General features: G+C 75.5%; 17 protein-coding genes. 9 read left to right on the top strand and 8 right to left on the bottom strand.

The window, feature by feature from the left end; all coding sequences use genetic code 11:
• Window positions 1–16: 16 nt before the first annotated feature.
• Window positions 17–292 (top strand): hypothetical protein, encoded by a 276-nt coding sequence (locus tag ACZ4MO_RS02345; RefSeq protein WP_074805434.1) that lies wholly within the window; start codon window positions 17–19, stop codon window positions 290–292.
• A gap of 52 nt (window positions 293–344) precedes the next feature.
• Here the strand turns inward: ACZ4MO_RS02345 and ACZ4MO_RS02340 are convergent, their stop codons facing one another.
• The 3 genes from ACZ4MO_RS02340 to ACZ4MO_RS02330 form a co-directional block, all read right to left on the bottom strand.
• On the bottom strand, window positions 345–731 hold the full coding sequence (locus ACZ4MO_RS02340; RefSeq protein WP_074805433.1) for a DUF1304 domain-containing protein: 387 nt from the start codon (window positions 729–731) through the stop codon (window positions 345–347).
• A gap of 70 nt (window positions 732–801) precedes the next feature.
• A complete protein-coding gene (locus ACZ4MO_RS02335; protein ID WP_175007528.1) occupies window positions 802–1,350 on the bottom strand; it encodes a hypothetical protein in 549 nt (182 codons plus the stop codon).
• Window positions 1,347–2,300 carry a LysR substrate-binding domain-containing protein gene (locus tag ACZ4MO_RS02330; RefSeq protein ID WP_175007527.1) on the bottom strand — a complete coding sequence of 318 codons (954 nt, stop codon included), beginning with the start codon at window positions 2,298–2,300 and terminating at the stop codon, window positions 1,347–1,349. The genes ACZ4MO_RS02335 and ACZ4MO_RS02330 overlap by 4 nt, the downstream gene beginning before the upstream one ends.
• 91 nt (window positions 2,301–2,391) lie before the next feature.
• Here ACZ4MO_RS02330 and ACZ4MO_RS02325 point away from each other — a divergent pair, with 91 nt between their 5' ends.
• The 4 genes from ACZ4MO_RS02325 to ACZ4MO_RS02310 all read left to right on the top strand — a co-directional run bounded on the left by ACZ4MO_RS02325 (window position 2,392) and on the right by ACZ4MO_RS02310 (window position 6,261).
• Window positions 2,392–3,501 carry an EamA family transporter gene (locus tag ACZ4MO_RS02325; RefSeq protein WP_175007526.1) on the top strand — a complete coding sequence of 370 codons (1,110 nt, stop codon included), beginning with the start codon at window positions 2,392–2,394 and terminating at the stop codon, window positions 3,499–3,501.
• 62 nt (window positions 3,502–3,563) lie between these two features.
• Entirely contained in the window at window positions 3,564–5,039 is a 1,476-nt protein-coding gene (locus ACZ4MO_RS02320) for an amino acid permease (protein WP_175007525.1), read from the top strand.
• 23 nt (window positions 5,040–5,062) lie between these two features.
• The gene (locus ACZ4MO_RS02315) at window positions 5,063–5,200 is read left to right on the top strand and encodes a hypothetical protein (RefSeq protein ID WP_186810317.1); all 138 of its coding nucleotides are present in this window, start codon (window positions 5,063–5,065) and stop codon (window positions 5,198–5,200) included.
• Window positions 5,197–6,261, top strand: a complete 1,065-nt coding sequence (locus tag ACZ4MO_RS02310) for a DUF2599 domain-containing protein (protein WP_255436937.1) — start codon at window positions 5,197–5,199, stop codon at window positions 6,259–6,261. Before ACZ4MO_RS02315 ends, ACZ4MO_RS02310 begins: the two co-directional genes overlap by 4 nt.
• A 277-nt stretch (window positions 6,262–6,538) precedes the next feature.
• Here ACZ4MO_RS02310 and ACZ4MO_RS02305 read toward each other — a convergent pair whose 3' ends face one another.
• Together ACZ4MO_RS02305 and ACZ4MO_RS02300 are read right to left on the bottom strand one after the other, a co-directional pair.
• A complete protein-coding gene (locus tag ACZ4MO_RS02305; RefSeq protein ID WP_175007524.1) occupies window positions 6,539–8,671 on the bottom strand; it encodes an acyl-CoA dehydrogenase family protein in 2,133 nt (710 codons plus the stop codon).
• Window positions 8,668–9,483, bottom strand: coding sequence for a TetR/AcrR family transcriptional regulator (locus tag ACZ4MO_RS02300; protein ID WP_074805409.1), 816 nt, complete (start codon window positions 9,481–9,483; stop codon window positions 8,668–8,670). The genes ACZ4MO_RS02305 and ACZ4MO_RS02300 overlap by 4 nt, the downstream gene beginning before the upstream one ends.
• 229 nt (window positions 9,484–9,712) lie before the next feature.
• Between ACZ4MO_RS02300 and ACZ4MO_RS02295 the strand changes: the two genes are divergently transcribed.
• Genes ACZ4MO_RS02295 through ACZ4MO_RS02285 form a run of 3 tightly spaced genes read left to right on the top strand, consistent with a single transcriptional unit; the run spans window position 9,713 to window position 13,568 of the window.
• Window positions 9,713–11,098, top strand: coding sequence for an acetyl-CoA C-acetyltransferase (locus tag ACZ4MO_RS02295; protein WP_175007523.1), 1,386 nt, complete (start codon window positions 9,713–9,715; stop codon window positions 11,096–11,098).
• Between the two features lie 29 nt (window positions 11,099–11,127).
• Window positions 11,128–12,504: a 3-oxoacyl-ACP reductase gene (locus tag ACZ4MO_RS02290; protein WP_175007522.1), complete on the top strand. Its 1,377-nt coding sequence runs from the start codon at window positions 11,128–11,130 to the stop codon at window positions 12,502–12,504.
• Complete coding sequence (locus ACZ4MO_RS02285; protein WP_175007521.1) at window positions 12,501–13,568, top strand: MaoC/PaaZ C-terminal domain-containing protein; 1,068 nt, start codon at window positions 12,501–12,503, stop codon at window positions 13,566–13,568. Before ACZ4MO_RS02290 ends, ACZ4MO_RS02285 begins: the two co-directional genes overlap by 4 nt.
• 102 nt (window positions 13,569–13,670) lie before the next feature.
• On the opposite strand, the gene ACZ4MO_RS02280 is transcribed toward ACZ4MO_RS02285, so the two are convergent.
• Window positions 13,671–14,288: a GNAT family N-acetyltransferase gene (locus tag ACZ4MO_RS02280; RefSeq protein ID WP_175007520.1), complete on the bottom strand. Its 618-nt coding sequence runs from the start codon at window positions 14,286–14,288 to the stop codon at window positions 13,671–13,673.
• A 92-nt stretch (window positions 14,289–14,380) separates the two neighbouring features.
• Between ACZ4MO_RS02280 and ACZ4MO_RS02275 the strand changes: the two genes are divergently transcribed.
• Entirely contained in the window at window positions 14,381–14,554 is a 174-nt protein-coding gene (locus tag ACZ4MO_RS02275) for a CsbD family protein (protein WP_034652831.1), read from the top strand.
• A gap of 122 nt (window positions 14,555–14,676) precedes the next feature.
• Here the strand turns inward: ACZ4MO_RS02275 and ACZ4MO_RS02270 are convergent, their stop codons facing one another.
• Together ACZ4MO_RS02270 and ACZ4MO_RS02265 are read right to left on the bottom strand one after the other, a co-directional pair.
• A complete protein-coding gene (locus ACZ4MO_RS02270) occupies window positions 14,677–15,324 on the bottom strand; it encodes a GNAT family N-acetyltransferase (RefSeq protein ID WP_175007519.1) in 648 nt (215 codons plus the stop codon).
• A gap of 112 nt (window positions 15,325–15,436) precedes the next feature.
• Window positions 15,437–16,870 carry an aminotransferase class V-fold PLP-dependent enzyme gene (locus ACZ4MO_RS02265; RefSeq protein WP_175007518.1) on the bottom strand — a complete coding sequence of 478 codons (1,434 nt, stop codon included), beginning with the start codon at window positions 16,868–16,870 and terminating at the stop codon, window positions 15,437–15,439.
• Window positions 16,871–16,874 lie beyond the last annotated feature (4 nt).

Genomic DNA, 16,874 nt, shown 5'->3' with positions numbered 1-16,874 from the left:
GGGTTCCGATGGAGAGGTGACCACCCTTCTCGAACCGACGTCCGGCACCGCGCGCAGCACCACCAGCGACCTCCTCGACCCGCACCTGGAGCGGCTCGGCCACGAGCTCACGCTCGTCGAGCGCCAGCTCAACGGCTACTCCCGGCGCACCGGCTCCTACGTGGGCCACGGGGCGGTCGAGACCGTCGAGCCGGCGGAAGGACGCTACCGGGACGAGCTCGAGGCCGAGCGCGAGCGCATCCTGTCGCGCCTCGAGATGCTCAGCGCCATGCGCGTCGCCGCGTCCTGCTGACCACGACCCCGACCTCGACTCCGAGCGCGGCCACCGCGGGGCGCGGGACGGCTCAGAGCGTCAGCCCCAGCACGACGCCCAGCACGCCGAGAGCGGGCGGCACGAGCTGGACGAGCGCCGCGCGCGCCTTCGACGGCGACGACAGGATCAGCACGAGCCCCGCCGCGACCATCGACCCGGCCCCCGCGACCACGAGCGTCAGGCCGACGTCCTGCCGGTCCGCCGCGTACAGGACGATGCCGAGCACGACGAGCACCGCGAGGAACAGGTTGTAGAACCCCTGGTTGAAGGCCATCTCGCGCGTGGCCGCCGCCTCCTCCGGCGACGTGCCGAACGTGGCGCGCGTGCGGGCGCTCGTCCACGTGAGCGACTCCATGACGAAGATGTACACGTGGATCGCCGCAGCGACCCCCGCGAGCGCCAGCCCGAACCCGATCATCGTCGGCCCCTCCCGGTCCCCGAGGCCGCACGGTGCGCGGACCCCGGCGTGCCGACCGGGTGTCGCTGCCTCAGCGCTCCCCAGCGTTCCACAGGAGCGGCTCCGCCGCCGCGAGCGCCACGGCCAACGCGCCGACCGCGAGCCCGACGCGCGTGTGCGGCAGGCGCACGCCGCGGTCGCGCAGCCGCTCCCCGCGCCGGTAGACCCACTTCTCCCCCACGACCACGAGGGTCGTCGCGAGCGCGAGCCCGGCCGCCGTGCCCGCGACGGCGACGCCGGCCGGCACCGGCGTGGTGTCGTCGTCGGCCGTCGCCCAGGTGTTGTCCTCCCGCGGGGCGCCGTCGGCGGTCGTGGTCCCGGGCGTCACGTCCGTCCCGCCCGCGTCCGCGTCGCGGGCGGCGTCGCGCAGGGAGCGCAGGCCCTCGCGCGCCTCGGTCCCCTCGGTCGTCGAGGTGAACGTCAGCGCGACGGCGGCCGTCGCGACCGCGGTCTTGGCGAGCGCGCGCGCCCAGCGCGGGCGGACGGCGTCGGGCACGGCGTACCACGCCACGGTGGACAGCCCCGCGATCGCCACGGTGCGCGGGTCGGCGACCCGTCGGGTCGGCGCGTGCTCGGTCATCGTGCCCCTTCGTCGGCAGGTGTGCTCGGGGTTCCTAACGGCCCGCGACCGTGTCGAGTTCCTGCGGTGCGCAGGCGTTCGCGCAGGTAGCGCACCGCCGGGGCGTCGGTCATGGTCGCGCGCCACACGACCGTGACCGGGCGGGTCGGGACGGGCTCGCGCACGGGCACGGCGACGACGTCGGTCGGCAGCGAGCCGCGCCCGAGACGCGGCACGAGCGCGACGGCGAGGCCCTGGGCCACGACCTCGACCTGCGACGCGAACTCGAGGCACCGGAAGTCGATGCGCGGGACGCGCGGCTCGCGCGCGAACATGTGGCAGAACCACTCGTAGCAGATGGTGCCGTCGGGCGTGCAGACCCAGGTCTCGTCGAGCAGGTCCGACGGCGTGAGCGCGGCCCGCCCCGCGAGCGGGCTCGACGCGTGCACGAGCACGTCCGCCTCGTCGCGGAACAGCTCCTCGGCGCGCAGGCTCGGCGGGAGCGCGAGGCCGACGCCCTCCCAGTGGTGCACGAGCGCGAGGTCCAGGGTGCCCGCCGCGACGGCCGCGACGGCGTCCCACGGCTCGGTCTCCTCGACGACGAGGCGCAGGTCCGGCACGTCGTCGCGCACCCGCGCGAGGAGCGGGGCGACGACGCCGCGCACCGCCGTCGAGAACGACCCGAGGCGCACGGTCCCCGTGGGGCGCGCCCCGGCGTCGTGCAGGCGAGCCCGGAGCGACTCGACCTGCTCGCGCAGCGCGCGACCCTCCTCGACGACGCGCCGCCCCGCGGCCGTGAGCACGACGCCGCGCCCCTCGCGGTCGAGCAGGCGCGCGCCGAGGTCGCGCTCCAGGCGCTTCACCTGCTGCGAGACGGCGGACGGCGTGTACCCGAGGTCGCGCGCCGCGGCGTGCACGGTGCCGGTGCGCTCGACGGCGAGCAGGGCGTCCACGGCGGCGAGGTCGATCATGCGTCCGATGCTAATCGGAAGCATCGCTACTGAGAACCGTTCATCACTGTGCGCTGGACGTGCACGGTTCGCTGGGCGCACCCTCGATGCCATGCCGCTGCGCCCGTCCCTCCTCGCCGTCCTCGTCGCCGTCGTCTGGGGCGTGAACTTCGTCGTCATCGACCTCGGGCTCGGCGACGTGCCCCCGACGCTGTTCGTCGCCCTGCGCTTCCTCGTCGTCCTGGTCCCGGCGGTCTTCCTCGTCCCCCGGCCGCGCGCCCGGCGGCGGGACGTGCTGCTCGTCGGCACGTTCATGAGCCTGGGACAGTTCGGCCTGCTGTACACCGCGCTCGCGCTCGGCATGCCCGCAGGGCTCGCGTCGCTCGTGCTCCAGGCCCAGGTCGGGCTCACCGTGCTGTTCGCCGCCGCGGCGCTGCGCGAGGTCCCGACGCGCGCGCAGCTCGTCGGCGTGCTGGTCGGGGCGGCGGGGCTCGTCGTCGTCGGCGTGGGCCGCAGCGCCTCGACGCCCGCCCTCGCGTTCGTCGTGACGCTCGCCGCCGCGGCGTCGTGGGCGGTCGGGAACGTCGTCGCCCGACGCGCCGGGAGCCGCCGTGACCACGGCTCTACCTCGCGCACCCAGGGCTCTCCCTCGCGCGACCTGGGCTCTACCTCGCGCGACCAGGGGTCTGCCTCGGCGGGGCGGCGTTCTTCCCCGCGGCCCGGGCTGGAGGGGCTGTCGATGACGGTGTGGTCGGCGCTCGTCGTGCCGGTCCCCATGCTCGGGCTGTCGCTCGCGCTCGACGGGCCGGACGCCGTCGGGCACGCGCTCACCCACCTCACGCTCGCGCCGGTCCTGTCGACCCTGTACACCGCCTGGCTCGCGAGCCTCGTGGGCTACGGGATCTGGAACACGCTCCTCGCGCGGTACCCGGCGTCGGCGGTCGTGCCGTTCACGATGCTCGTGCCCCCGGTCGGGATGCTCGCCGCGTGGCTCGTGCTCGACGAGGTGCCGAACGCGGCCGAGGTGGTGGGCGGCGTCGTGCTCCTGCTGGGCGTCGCGACGACGACGGGAGTCCTCGGCCGGCAGCGCTCACCGGGCGCGGCGGCCGTCCGTCCCGACGCGGTGGCGCCCTCCGTCGCGGCGGGCCCGACGCCCGCACCCGACCACCCCGACGCGACCGCGACCGGCGGCCCGACCGCGACACGCGCGCGCTCGCGCTGACAGGACGCCCGCGCGGGGGTTCCATGGGAGTCCGGGACGTCCGAGACGCGAGGGAGCCTCTCATGAGCGAGACCGCGGGCCGCACGGAGGAACGTCAGCAACCCGAGCTCAAGCGCGTCATGGGGCCCAGGCTGCTGCTCCTGTTCATCGTCGGGGACATCCTCGGCACGGGCATATACGCGCTCACCGGGCAGGTCGCGGGGGAGGTGGGCGGGGCGGCGTGGCTGCCGTTCCTGCTCGCGTTCGTCGTCGCGACGATCACCGCGTTCTCCTACCTCGAGCTCGTCACGAAGTACCCGAGCGCGGCGGGCGCCGCGCTCTACACGCACAAGGCGTTCGGCATCCACCTCGTGACGTTCGTCGTCGCGTTCATGGTCATGAGCTCCGGGATCACGTCGGCCTCCACGGCGTCCAACGCGTTCGCGGGCTTCGTCTCCGACGGGTTCGGGCTCGAGCTGCCGACGGGCGGCGACGGCCGCCTGCTCATCGCCCTCGCCTTCATGGCCCTCGTCGCGCTCGTCAACCTGCGCGGGGTCGGGGAGAGCGTCAAGGCGAACGTCGTGCTGTCGCTCGTCGAGCTGTCCGGCCTGCTGCTCGTCATCTTCGTGGGGCTGTGGGCGACGACCCAGGGCCGCGCCGACTTCTCGCGCGTCGTCGTGTTCGAGAGCGCCGACGACAAGAGCGTGTTCCTCGCCGTCACCGCCGCGACGACGCTCGCGTTCTTCGCGATGGTCGGGTTCGAGGACTCCGTGAACATGGCGGAGGAGTGCAAGAACCCCGTGCGGGACTTCCCGCGCATGATGCTCACCGGGCTCTCGATCACGGGCGCGATCTACGTGCTCGTCGCGATCACCGCCGTCGCGCTCGTCCCCGTGGGCGACCTCACGGACGACGCCAAGGGGTCGGCGCTCACCCAGGTCGTCGCGGCGGGCGCGCCCGACCTCCCGTTCGACACGATCTTCCCGTTCATCGGGATGTTCGCCGTCGCGAACTCGGCGCTCATCAACATGCTCATGGCGTCCCGCCTGCTCTACGGCATGGCCAACCAGGGCGTGCTGCCGCGCGCGTTCGGCCAGGTGCACCCGTTCCGCCGCACGCCGTGGGTCGCGATCCTCGTGACGACGGCCATCGCGTTCGCGCTCATCGTGTACGTCGTGCGGCAGTCCGGGACCGCCGCGGGCACCAACGCGGTCGCCCTGCTGGGCGGGACGACGTCGCTGCTCCTGCTCGTCGTGTTCACGATCGTCAACATCGCGCTCCTCGTGCTGCGCCGCGACCGCGTCGACCACGAGCACTTCCGTACCCGCACCTGGCTCGCGGTGCTCGGCGCCCTGACGTGCGCGTACCTCGCCGGGCCGTGGGCCCGCAGCGCCGAGCAGCAGGAGCAGTACGTCATCGCGGGCGCGCTCGTGGCCCTCGGGGTCGTGCTCTCGTTCGTCACGTGGCTCTACAACCGCTCGGTGCGCCACCGTCCGATCGCGTTCTCCGACGTGTCCCGTCTGGAGGACGACATCGACGACGACGGCCCGGGGCGGTGACCGCCGTCGCGCATGATGGGTCCATGCAGACCCGCGTCGAGGAGGACGAGTCGACCGACGACGTCGGCTGGTTCACGCCCCACGAGGTCGACGCGCTCGACCGCGTCGGCCTCGTGGACGTGGCCCGTCGCTCGGCCGGCCTGCTCCCCGTGCCGTCGTGACCCGCTCGCGCCGGGCGGCCGGCGGGCGGCGCGGGGCGACGGTGCTGGGCGCGCTCGCCGTCGGCGTCCTGGTCCCGGTCGTGCTCGCCGCGTGCACGCCCGACACCCCGTCACCGGGCCCCGACGCGGTGACATCCGCACCGGCGCACGTCCCGTCCCCCGGTCCCGGCGCCAGCACGGAGGACGGCGGCGCGGCGGGCGACCCGAGCGGCCACCCGAGCGGCGACGCCGAGCCCACGGCCGTCCGCGTGCCCGTGGGGAGCGCGACGGTCGAGATCGCCGTGCCCCCGCCGACGTCGGGCGAGGCGACGCCTCCCCGGGTCGCGCCCGACGCCGAGGGTGCGTCCGACGTCACGCTCGCCCTCGCGGGTGCCCCGGCCGTGGTCTCGGTGGAGGGCGGCTCGCTCGCGCGCCACGCGGACGGCACGCTCACCGTCCTGGACGACGGCGGCACGCCCGTCGGCGGGCTCGGCGCCCCGCGCGTCGTCGGTCGGCACGGCGCGCCGGGCGCGGACGGCGCGAGCGGGGCGAGCGAGGCGAGCGAGGCAGAGAGCGGGGCGGTCGACGGCGCGGACGCCGACCCCACGGCGGGCGCCCCCGCGCCCGGGACCCCGCGCGTCCGGGTCGCGCTCGTCGACGCCCACCGCGCAGAGGTGGCGCTCGTAGGGACAGCGGGCACGGCGGCGGGCGCGACCGGCGCGCCGGGCGCTCCTGCCGAGGACGCGGACGAGACCGCGACGACGGACGACGCCGCGGCGTGGGACGTCGTCGTCCCGCTCGGAACGCGTGCGGTGCGCAGCACCGACTGGGGCGAGCGCGAGGGCGGGCGGTCGCTCGCCGTCGACCCGACCGCGTGGGCCCGCGCCGCGGGGCAGGCGGGCCGGGAGCTCGTGTGGGCGCAGGTCGTCGCGGCCGAGCCGGAGGCCGACACCCCGACGATGCACGACCAGCTCGTGTGCCACGCCGTCGGCGCCCCGGACAAGGCGACGTGGAACCTCGAGCCCTGGCGGCCCGACGTCGGGCTCCTCGCCACGATGTCCGCGCGCTGCAACCCCGCCTGACCTCCACCGTGGGCCCGCCCCCCGCTCGGCCGACACCGGCTCGGCCGCCGAGCACGGCGTCCCTCCCCGTCGAGCACGAGGTTCCTCTCGGTCTGGGCCTCGGAACGCCAGGAACCCCGTGGTCGGCGTCCGAGACGGAGACCGAGACGGCAACGGCCCGGGCGGCACGACGGCTGGTGGACGTCGTGCCGCCCGGGCCTGACCCTCGGCAGCGGTACCGCTCCGCCTGCAGCGCCGAGGACGTTCCGGGGTGGCGCCGAGGACGGCGCCGGGGTGGTCAGCGAGCCTGCGGGCCGCCCTTCGCGGCCTTGCGCAGCGACTTCTCGCTCCGCGGCTCGTCACCGCTCGCGCGCAGGCGCCGGTAGTAGTCGCGCGCCTCGTCCTGGCGCTCCTTCTCGATGCCCGTCGCGATCGTCGCGCGCAGGTGCTCGGGGCCGTAGCCCCAGGCGTCCACGAGGTCCTGCGCGTGCGGACGCAGCCGGTCGATGAGGCGGTCCAGGTAGCTCGTCACCGTGCGCGCACGCTGCGTCGAGAGGCGGCCGTTGAGCAGGTACCAGGCGAGGTGTCGCTCGACGAGGCTCAGCCCGAACAGGTCGCGCACCGTGGTGAGGACCTCGCGCGTGCCCGCGTCCTCGATCGTCTCGAGAGCCTGCGTGAACGCCTCCCAGCGCAGCAGCTCCGCGTGGGCGCGGGCCGCCTCCACGAGCTCGACCTGGTGGGCGTTGAACAGGTTCGTCGCCGTCTCGGGGTCGGCCTTCTGCGCGGGGCGCAGGGCCTGCGCGACGTCGGCGACCATCGTCTCGACCCGGTCGGTGAGCAGCGCGCGCTGCGTCTCGGGGTCGCGCAGGTGGCCGGCGGCGCGGCGCGGGTCGCCGACGTCCGCGAGCGCCTGCGCGGCCCGCTTGAGCGGCGTGCGGTGCAGCGCCATGTCGCCCGCGCGCTCGACGACGACGCGCGCCATCTGGCCCGGGGTGATGCCCTTGAACTGCTTGCCGTAGTCGGCGAGCAGACGCTTCGCGACGAGCTGGAGCAGGACGGTGTTGTCGCCCTCGAACGTCGCGTACACGTCGAGGTCCGCGCGCAGGCTCGTGATGCGGTTGGTCGTGAGGAACCCGGCCCCGCCGCACGCCTCGCGCGTCTCCTGGAGCACGTCGAGCGCGAACCGCGTGCTCGTCGCCTTGAGCGCGGCCGCCGTCGTCTCGAGGTCCTCGCGCTGCTCCGGGGTGTCCTCCTCGCCCGAGAACACCGAGTGGAAGAGGTCGAGCAGGCGGTCGTGCGCGAAGTGCGCGGCGTACGTCTCCGCGACGGGCACGATGAGGCGGCGCTTGTGCGTGCCGTAGTCGAGGAGCACGACCTCCTCCGTCGGCGTCGCACCCGTGAACTGGCGGCGCTCGTTCGCGTACCGCACCGCGATCGCGAGGCCGAGCTTCGCCGCGGTCACCGCGGCGCCGTCGAGCGACACGCGACCCTGGACGAGCGAGCCCAGCATCGTGAAGAAGCGGCGCCCGGGGCTGTCGATGGGGCTGGAGTACGTGCCGTCGGCGTCGACCGAGCCGTAGCGCGCGAGCAGGTCGGTGCGCGGAACCCGCACGTGGTCGAAGTGCAGGCGCCCGTTGTCGATGCCGTTGAGCCCGCCCTTCTGGCCGTCGTCCTCGCCGCCCACGCCGGGCAGGAAGGGCAGCCGGCCGAGCTCGTCGCGCTCGCCCGCGGTGTCGCGGATGGGCACGTAGAACGCGTGCACGCCGTGGTTGACGTTCTTCGTGATCAGCTGCGCGAACACGACGGCGGCCACGCCGTGCACGCCCGCGTTCCCGAGGTAGTCCTTCCATGCCCCGCGGAACGGGGTGTGGATGACGAACTCCTCGGTCTCCGGGTCGTAGGTCGCCGTGGTGGCGATGCTCGCGACGTCGGACCCGTGGCCGATCTCCGTCATCGCGAACGCGCCGGGCACGGAGAGGTCCATGGCGCCCGGCAGGAGACGGTCCTGCTGCTCGGGGGTACCGAGGTGCAGGATCGCCGAGCCGAACAGCCCCCACTGCACGCCCGCCTTGATCTGCAGCGACGGGTCGGCCGCGACGAGCTCCTCGAACCCGGCGAGGTTGCCGCCCGCGTCGTCCGCGCCGCCGAGGCGCTCCGGGTACCCGCGCCACACCTGGCGCTTGCCCACGAGCAGGTGCATCTGCTCCAGCACGCGCTCGCGGTGCTCGCGCAGGCTCTGCCCCTCGATGCGCTGGAACGCCTCCTCGCCCGCGGTCGCGCGCGCCGCCGCGCGCAGGTCGGCCCACCGGCCGAGCAGGAGCTTCTCGAGGGCGGCGACGTCGACGCGGGTGTCGCCGTGCGGCGTCGGGCCCGCGTCGCCGGTGCTCGTCGTGCGCGGTGCGAGCGCGGGACGGTCGGACGTGGCGGTCATGGCTTCTCCTTGAGGTCTGAGGCGGTCGCCGGGTGCGGAGGGCGGTCGGTGGGGACGCGGACGGCGTCGGGGCGGGTCGTGCCCGGGTTGTGCGAGAGGACGCCGACGGGGCCGGCCCACAGCCAGGCGGCGACGCGCTCGGTGAGCTGCTCGCGGTCGGGGACGTCGGCGCGGTCGCGGTGGGCGAGCCACCACTCGCCGGCGCCCCGGACGAACCCGACGGCGCCCGCGGCCCACGCCGCGGCGTCGGCCGGGGAGACGTCGGTGACCCGGGCGAAGGGCTCGGCGACGAGCTCGATCACCGAGTCGAGGAACGCGGCGAGCGGGGCGCGGTCGGCGCCGCCCGCGCCCTGGGTGAGGCCGTTCGCCGCGAGCTGGGCGGCGGGCTCCTCCGTACCCGCGACGGCGCTCGTGCGGGTGACGAAGTAGTACACGTTGGGCGAGCTCTCGATCATCTCGAGGTAGACGCCGACCATCGCGCGCAGCGCGCGCTTGGGGGTCTCGGCAGCCTCGGCCGCCTGGGTCAGGGCGTCGTGCATCTGCCCCACGACGGCGGAGCCCAGGGCGACCTGGAGCCCGGTCTTGTCGTCGAAGTAGCGGTAGATGATCGACTTCGACGTGCCCGACGCCGCCGCGATCTCGTCCATGGAGACCCCGGGGCCTCCCCGGTGCACCGCCTTGCTCGCCGCCCGGATGAGCTCCGCGCGGCGGGCCGCCCGGTGCTCGTCCCAGCGGGTCGACCGACCGTCCACCGCCGCGACCGGCTGCACCCGCCCTCGGGTGACCGGTCGCGCGTCGGCACCTGCGTTCACGTCGTCCTCCGTTGCGCCCGACCTCGCTGTCGTCGGCACCTCGTCACGGGTGCCGAGCCGGGGCAGGGCACGGCCCTGTGACCCGACTCACGAAACTGAGAGTATCAGGTACTCTTGGTATTGGACACCAGCCGGCCCTCTCCCCCCGTCTCGCGCACGCCGTGCCGAGACGCCCTCCCGGGCCGGGACCGAACGCAGCGCAGCGAGCACGGACAGGAAGTGAGGCACAGTGGCCACCAGCACCAGCCCCCGCCCGACCCCCGAGCAGTCCCCCCGAGAGAGCGCCCCCGCGGGCACGCCCCGCGATGCATGGGTGGTCGGCGGGAACCGCATCCCGTTCGCCCGCGCGGGCAAGAGGTACGCATCTGCGAGCAACCAGGAGATGTTCACCGCCGCGCTCGAAGGGCTCGTCGCACGCTTCGGTCTCCAGGGCGAGCGGCTGGGGGAGGTCGTCGGCGGCGCCGTGCTCAAGCACTCCCGTGACTTCAACCTCGTGCGCGAGTCCGTGCTCGGGTCGTCGCTCTCCCCGCAGACCCCCGCCTACGACCTCCAGCAGGCGTGCGCGACCGGGCTCGAGGCGACCATCGCCGTCGCGAACAAGATCCGTCTCGGCCAGGTCGAGTCGGGCGTCGCGGGCGGCTCCGACACCGTGTCCGACGCCCCGATCGCCGTGAGCGAGGGTCTGCGCCGGGCCCTGCTCGAGGCGAGCCACGCCAAGACCTTCGGCCAGCGCGTCAAGGCGTTCGCGAAGGTCCGCCCCGCCGACCTCGCGCCCCTCACGCCCGCGACCGACGAGCCGCGCACCGGCCTGTCGATGGGCGAGCACCAGGCCATCACGACGGCCCGCTGGGGCATCTCGCGCGAGGCGCAGGACGAGCTCGCGCTCGCGAGCCACGAGCACCTCGCGGCCGCGTGGGACGCCGGGTTCTTCGACGACCTCGTCACCCCGTTCCGCGGTCTCGTGCGCGACGACAACCTGCGCGCCGACTCGTCGCTCGAGAAGCTCGCCGCGCTCAAGCCCGTGTACGGCAAGCGCCTCGAGGGCGTCACGCCGACCATGACGGCGGGCAACTCGACCCCGCTCACCGACGGCGCGTCGACCGTCCTCCTCGCCTCGGCCGAGTGGGCGCGCGAGCGCGACCTGCCGCTGCTCGCACGCGTCGTGGACGCGGAGACCGCGGCCGTCGACTTCGTGCACGGCCACGAGGGCCTGCTCATGGCCCCCGCGCACGCCGTCCCGCGCCTGCTCGCGCGCAACGGGCTCGCGCTCGGCGACTTCGACCTCTACGAGATCCACGAGGCGTTCGCGTCCACCGTGCTCACGACCCTCAAGGCCTGGGAGGACGACGAGTACTGCCGCACCGAGCTCGGGCTCGACGGCGCGCTCGGCTCGATCGACCGCTCGCGGCTCAACGTCAACGGCTCCTCGCTCGCTGCGGGCCACCCGTTCGCCGCGACCGGCGGGCGCATCGTCGCGACGGCGGCCAAGCTCCTCGCGCAGCGCACCGCCGAGACCGGGGCACCCGCGCGTGCGCTGATCTCCGTGTGCGCCGCGGGCGGGCTCGGCGTCGCCGCGATCCTCGAGTCCGTCCCCGCGACCGACGCCCCCGCCTGACGGCCCCCGACGACCCGAGAGGAACCACCGTGACCGACTCCTACGTCCAGGCCGTCAACTCCGGCTTCACGAAGACGCTCGCCAAGAAGCTGGGCCTCCCGCGCCCGGCGGTCCTGCGCCGCTTCCGCGCGGGCGACCCGCTCACCGTCGGGCCCGTGCTCGTGCTCGGCGGCACGCCCGGCGTGCGCGACGACGCCGACCTCGTCGCCGAGGCCCTGCTCGCCTGGGACCTCGACGTCCGCCAGACCCCGGACGACACGACCCGCTGGGGCGCGGTCGTCGTCGTGCTCAGCGGGATCGAGCGGCCGCAGGACGCGTCCGCGCCCGTCATGGCGCTCTCCGCGACGCTCCGCCGCCTCGCGCCGAACGGCCGCGTCGTGACGATCTCGCGCGCCCCCGCCGACACCGACTCCCCCGAGCTCGCCGCCGCCCGCGAGGGCGTCGACGGGTTCCTGCGGTCCGTCGCCAAGGAGCTGCGCTACGGGGCGACCGCCAACGGCGTCCAGGTGACCGACGACGCCCCCGTCGACAGCCCGAGCGTCCTCGCGACCCTCCGGTTCTTCCTCTCGGCGAAGTCCGCGTTCGTCGACGGCCAGCTCCTCCGGGTGGGCCCGAGCGCGTCCGACAGCGCCTCCGGCAGCGGCTCCGCCGACCTCGACCAGCCGCTCGCCGGCAAGGTCGCCGTCGTCACGGGCGCGGCCCGCGGCATCGGGGCGCAGGTCGCCCGGACGCTCGCGCGCGACGGCGCGAAGGTCGTCGTGGTGGACGTGCCCGCTGCGGGCGAGGCGCTCGCCCGGGTCGCGAACGAGATCAAGGGCACGGCGCTGCAGCTCGACGTGACCGCCGACGACGCGGGCGCCCGGATCCTCGAGCACGCCCGCGCACGGCACGGCGGGCTCGACGTCCTCGTGCACAACGCCGGCATCCTGCGGGACAAGCTGCTCGCCAACATGTCCCCCGACAAGTGGGACGCGGTGGTCGCGGTGAACCTCGCCGCGCAGCTGCGGATCACGGAGTACCTGCTCGGCGCGAACGGGTTCTCCTCCGCGCCGCGCGTCGTGTCGCTCGCCTCGACGAGCGGCATCGCGGGCAACCGCGGCCAGGCGAACTACGCGTTCTCGAAGGCGGGCGTCATCGGGCACACGCGCGCGTTCGCCCGCCTGCTCGCGGCACCCGACGGTCCGGGCGGGACGGCGAACGCCGTCGCGCCGGGCTTCATCGAGACGGACATGACGGCGTCGATCCCGTTCGTGCAGCGCGAGGTCGCGCGCCGCGTCGCGTCGCTCCAGCAGGGCGGCCAGCCCGTCGACGTGGCCGAGGCGATCGCGTTCCTCGCGTCGCCCGCGGCCGGGGGCGTCAACGGGCAGGTGCTGCGCGTGTGCGGGCAGAACGTGGTGGGCCGGTGACGGCGCCCGCGGGCGCCCCGGCGCGCGTCGAGACGCTGCCCGCCGTCCCGGGGCTGGGCGGCCTGTACGTGCGCGGGCTCGCGGCGTCCGGCCGGATCGCGGCGGCGCACCGGCTCCCCGTCCGGGGCGGCCCCACGGAGCTCGCCCTCCCGGACGTCACGTACCGGGTCGCGGCCGTCCCGACGGGCGACGACGCGGCGCCGGGCCACGTGGGCAGCGCCGCGCACCTCGCGCGGTACGCGCGGCTCGTGGGCGAGGCGCCGTCGGACGTGCTGCCCGCCGGGTACCTGCACGTGCTGGGGTTCCCGCTCGCGACGGCCGTCATGGTGCGGGCCGACTTCCCGCTCCCGCTGCTCGGCATGGTGCACCTCGCGAACTCGGTGTCCGTGCTGCGTCCGGTGCGGCTCGGGGACGCGCTCGAGGTCCGCGCGTGGGCGCAGGACCTGCGCCCGCACCGCCGCGGTGTCCAGGTGGACCTCGTCACGGAGATCTCGGTGCTGCGCACGGACGACGAGCGCGCCGCGGGCAGCGGGCTGGCCGCGACGACGCTCGCCTACCGGGGCGTCTCGACGTACCTCGCGAAGGGCGCGTCCCTCCCGGGCGGCCCCGCCCCGGCCGACACCGAGGGACCGGCCGCGTTCGTCCCGCCCCTGCCCACCGCGCGGTGGGCGCTCGGCGCGGGGACCGGCCGCGCGTACGCGGCCGTGTCCGGCGACCGCAACCCGATCCACACCTCGGCGCTGGGCGCCAAGGCGTTCGGGTTCCCGCGGGCCATCGCGCACGGCATGTACACCGCCGCGCGGGCGCTCGCCGAGGCGGGCCCCGGTCGCGGCGACGCTTACGACTGGACCGTCACGTTCGCCAAGCCGGTGCTGTTGCCCGGCACGGTCGACGTCGCGCTCCGCCCGGCGGGCGACGTGCCCGCCGAGGTGCGGGACGCCGTCGGGCAGGTCGCGGCGGCCGTGCCCGACGGCGCGGGCGACCCCGGCATGGGCATCGCCTACCAGGCGTGGGACGGCAAGGGCCGCCTCCACCTCGCGGGCCGCGTCACCCCGCGCCCCTGACGGTCCCGCTGCCGAGCACGGGGTCGGTGTCGTTCTCGAGCGCATGACGACACCGACCCCGTGCTCGACGCCGCGCAGGCTCGTGGTCGACGCGCCGGCCGGTCAGGACATGCGGGCGAGCAGCCCGTCGCGGACGGTCAGCCACTCGTCACGGAGGATGGAGAAGTAGGCGGTGTCCTGGCGGGAGCCGTCGGGCGCCACGCGGTGGCTGCGCAGCACGCCCTCGGGCACCGCGCCCAGGCGCCGGATCGCCCCGAGGGACCGGCTGTTGCGGGCGTCGGCGCGGAGCGCGAGGCGCGCGACCCCGAGGTCCTCGAACGCGTGCCGCAGCAGGAGGTACTTGCACGCCGGGTTCGTCGTCCCGCCCCACCACTCGCGCGCGTAGAACGTGGACCCGAGCTCGATACGGCCCTGGGACGGCACCCACTCGTAGAGCGACGTCGAGCCGCGGACCGCGGCGTCGGCGGCCTCGCCGTCCGCACCCGGAGCACCGGGAGCACCGGGAGCGCCGGGAGCGCCCAGGACCGCGAACGCGAGCCGGCCCGGCGCGGCGACCGCGTCGCGCACGTAGCCCTCCATCGCCTCCGTGCCGCGCGGCACGGCGCTGGACATGCCCGCCCAGATGCCGTCGTCGACGAGGGCGCCGAGCGCGGGCGCGTGGGTCGCGGCGAGCGGTTCGAGACGGACGCCGAAGCCTTCGAGGACGGTGTCGTGCTGCACCCGCACATCCCACCACACCGCCCGTGCCCCGACGGCGTGCGAGCCCGGCCGACCGTGGTTACGGTCGAGAGGTACCGACGAGAGGAGCACCCATGGGACTCGGAGACAAGGCCAAGCACGCCGCTGAAGAGGCGGGTGGCAAGCTCAAGGAAGGCGCGGGCAAGCTCACGGACAACGAGCGGCTCGAGGCCGAGGGCCAGGGCGACCAGGCCAAGGCCAACGTCAAGCAGGCGGGCGACGACGTCAAGGACGCGTTCGACCGCTGAGATGCTCCACCGTTCGACCACGAGGGCTCCGCTTCGGCGGGGCCCTCGCGGCGTCTCCGGGACCGTGCGCTCGCGGCGATCGGGGCGGAACGCTCAGGGCAGGACCGCCCGGGCGGGGTGGGTCAGGACGCGGCGAGCGGCCGGACGTCCGCCGGCGCCGCCGGCGCGAGCACCGGGACGACGCGCGGGGCGGTGATCCGCGCGAGGAGGCCCACCTCGACCCCGGGCCACTCGGGCGCGAGGATCGAGAAGAGCACGGAGTCGGCGCGCGTCCCGTCGGGCGCGGTGCGGTGGCCGCGCATGACGCCCTCCTCGTGGGCGCCGAGACGGCGCATCGCGCCCAGCGAGCGCTCGTTGCGCGTGTCGACGCGGAAGCCGACCCGGTGCACGTCCCACGTCTCGAACGCGTGGCGCAGCAGGAGCCACTTCGTCACGGGGTTGACGAGGCTCCCCCACGTGGAGCGCGCGTAGAACGTGCGGCCCACCTCCACGCGGCGGTCGACGAGCGACAGGTCGCGGAACGCCGTGCTGCCGAGCACGGCGCCGGGCGCGCCGTCGGGGTCGACGGTGCGCACGACGAAGCCCGTGAGGTCCGGGGCCGCGCGCGTCGCGGCCACGAGATCGGCCATCCCCGCGACCCCGTAGGGCAGGGGGATGCTCATGCCTGACCACATCGCCTCGTCGACGAGGCCGGCCAGCGTCTCAGCGTGCTCCAGGGCCAGCGGTTCCAGGCGGAAACCGTGCCCCGAGAGGACGACGTCGTGCAGCACAGCGCATATCAGAGCACACGCGGAACACCGCGCCAAGAGGGTCCGGCGACGCGGTGGACAACGCTCGGCGACGGCCCGGTGAACGGGCTCCCCCGTCGGCCGCCGACGCCGGTCAGACGGCCGGTCCGCAGCCCGCGGCGTCGGCGAGGAAGCCCGCCGCGGCGGTCGCGAAGAGACCCTCCAGGCCGGACCCCGCGGGGACCGGGCGGGGGTCGTCCACGACGGCCCAGCAGCCGTCGACGACCTCGTACCGGGTCGCCGGGCCCTGCTCGACGTACGCGCGCACGGCCTCGACGAGGCGCACGACGTCCGCGCCCGTCGTCCCGACGCCCACCGAGGCGCGGATCGCGCCCGCGTCGTAACCGAGGCGCGCGAGCAGCGGGTGCGCGCAGAACCGCCCGTCGCGCACGCCGATGCCGTGCTCGGCCGAGAGGTAGGCGGCGACGAGGCCCGGATCGTGGCCCTCGACGGCGAACGTCACGACGCCGACCGGGTCGACGGCGTCGTCCCAGACGCGCACGACCCGGACACCGGGGACGGCCTCGAGGCCCGCGACGAGGGCCGTGCGCAGCGCCGCCTCGTGCGCGTGCAGGTCGGCCGGGTCGAGCGCGGCGAGCGCGTCGCACGCCGCCGCGAGCGCCGCGGCGCCCACCACGTTCGGCGAGCCGGCCTCGTGGCGCGCGGGCGCCGTCTGCCACTGGGTCCCGGTCACCGCGACGTGACGCACGGCGCCGCCGCCCGCGAGGTAGGGCGTGCCCGCGTCGAGCCAGTCACGACGCCCGACGAGCGCGCCCGCGCCGAACGGCGCGTAGGTCTTGTGCCCCGAGAAGGCGACGTAGTCGGCGCCCGACGCGGCGAGCGAGAACCCGCGGTGCGGGACGAGCTGGGCGCCGTCGAGCACGACGCGCGCGCCGGCGTCGTGCGCGGCGCGGACGACCTCGGTGATCGGCAGGGACTCGCCCGTGACGTTGGACGCGCCGGTCACGGCGACGAGCGCGTACGGGAAGCGCGCGAGCTCGGTGCGCAGGCCCGAGAGCGTCTCCGCGACGGACGCGCCGCCCGCGAGGACCGTCGCGCCGCCCGTGCGCTGCCACGGCAGCAGGTTCGCGTGGTGCTCTACGTCGAGGACGAGCACGCGCCCGGGCGTGCCGTCCGCGTTCGCCGGGACGCAGCCCGCGAGCAGGTTGAGCGAGTCGGTCGTGTTGCGCGTGACGACCGTGACGTCGTCCTCGCGCGCGCCGACGAACGCGCCGATCGTGCGCCGCGACGCCTCGTAGAGCGCCGTGGAGACCTGCGACAGGTAGCCCGCGCCGCGGTGCACGCTCGCGTAGAGCGGCAGCACCTCGGTCACGCGGTCGGCCACCGAGCGCAGCGCCGGGGCCGACGCCGCGACGTCGAGGTTCGCGTACGGGACGCTGCGGCCGTCGACGAGCGGGACGAGCGTGTCCCCGCCGACGACGGGCAGGAGCGCGGGCGCGTCGGCGAGCGCCGTGAGGACAGGGGCCGGGGCGTCGGTGGGACACGAGACGTCCGCGAGAGCAGTCATGGCA

Source organism: Sphaerisporangium cinnabarinum, assembly GCF_055567015.1.
This window is presented reverse-complemented; position numbering and strand designations above follow the sequence as displayed.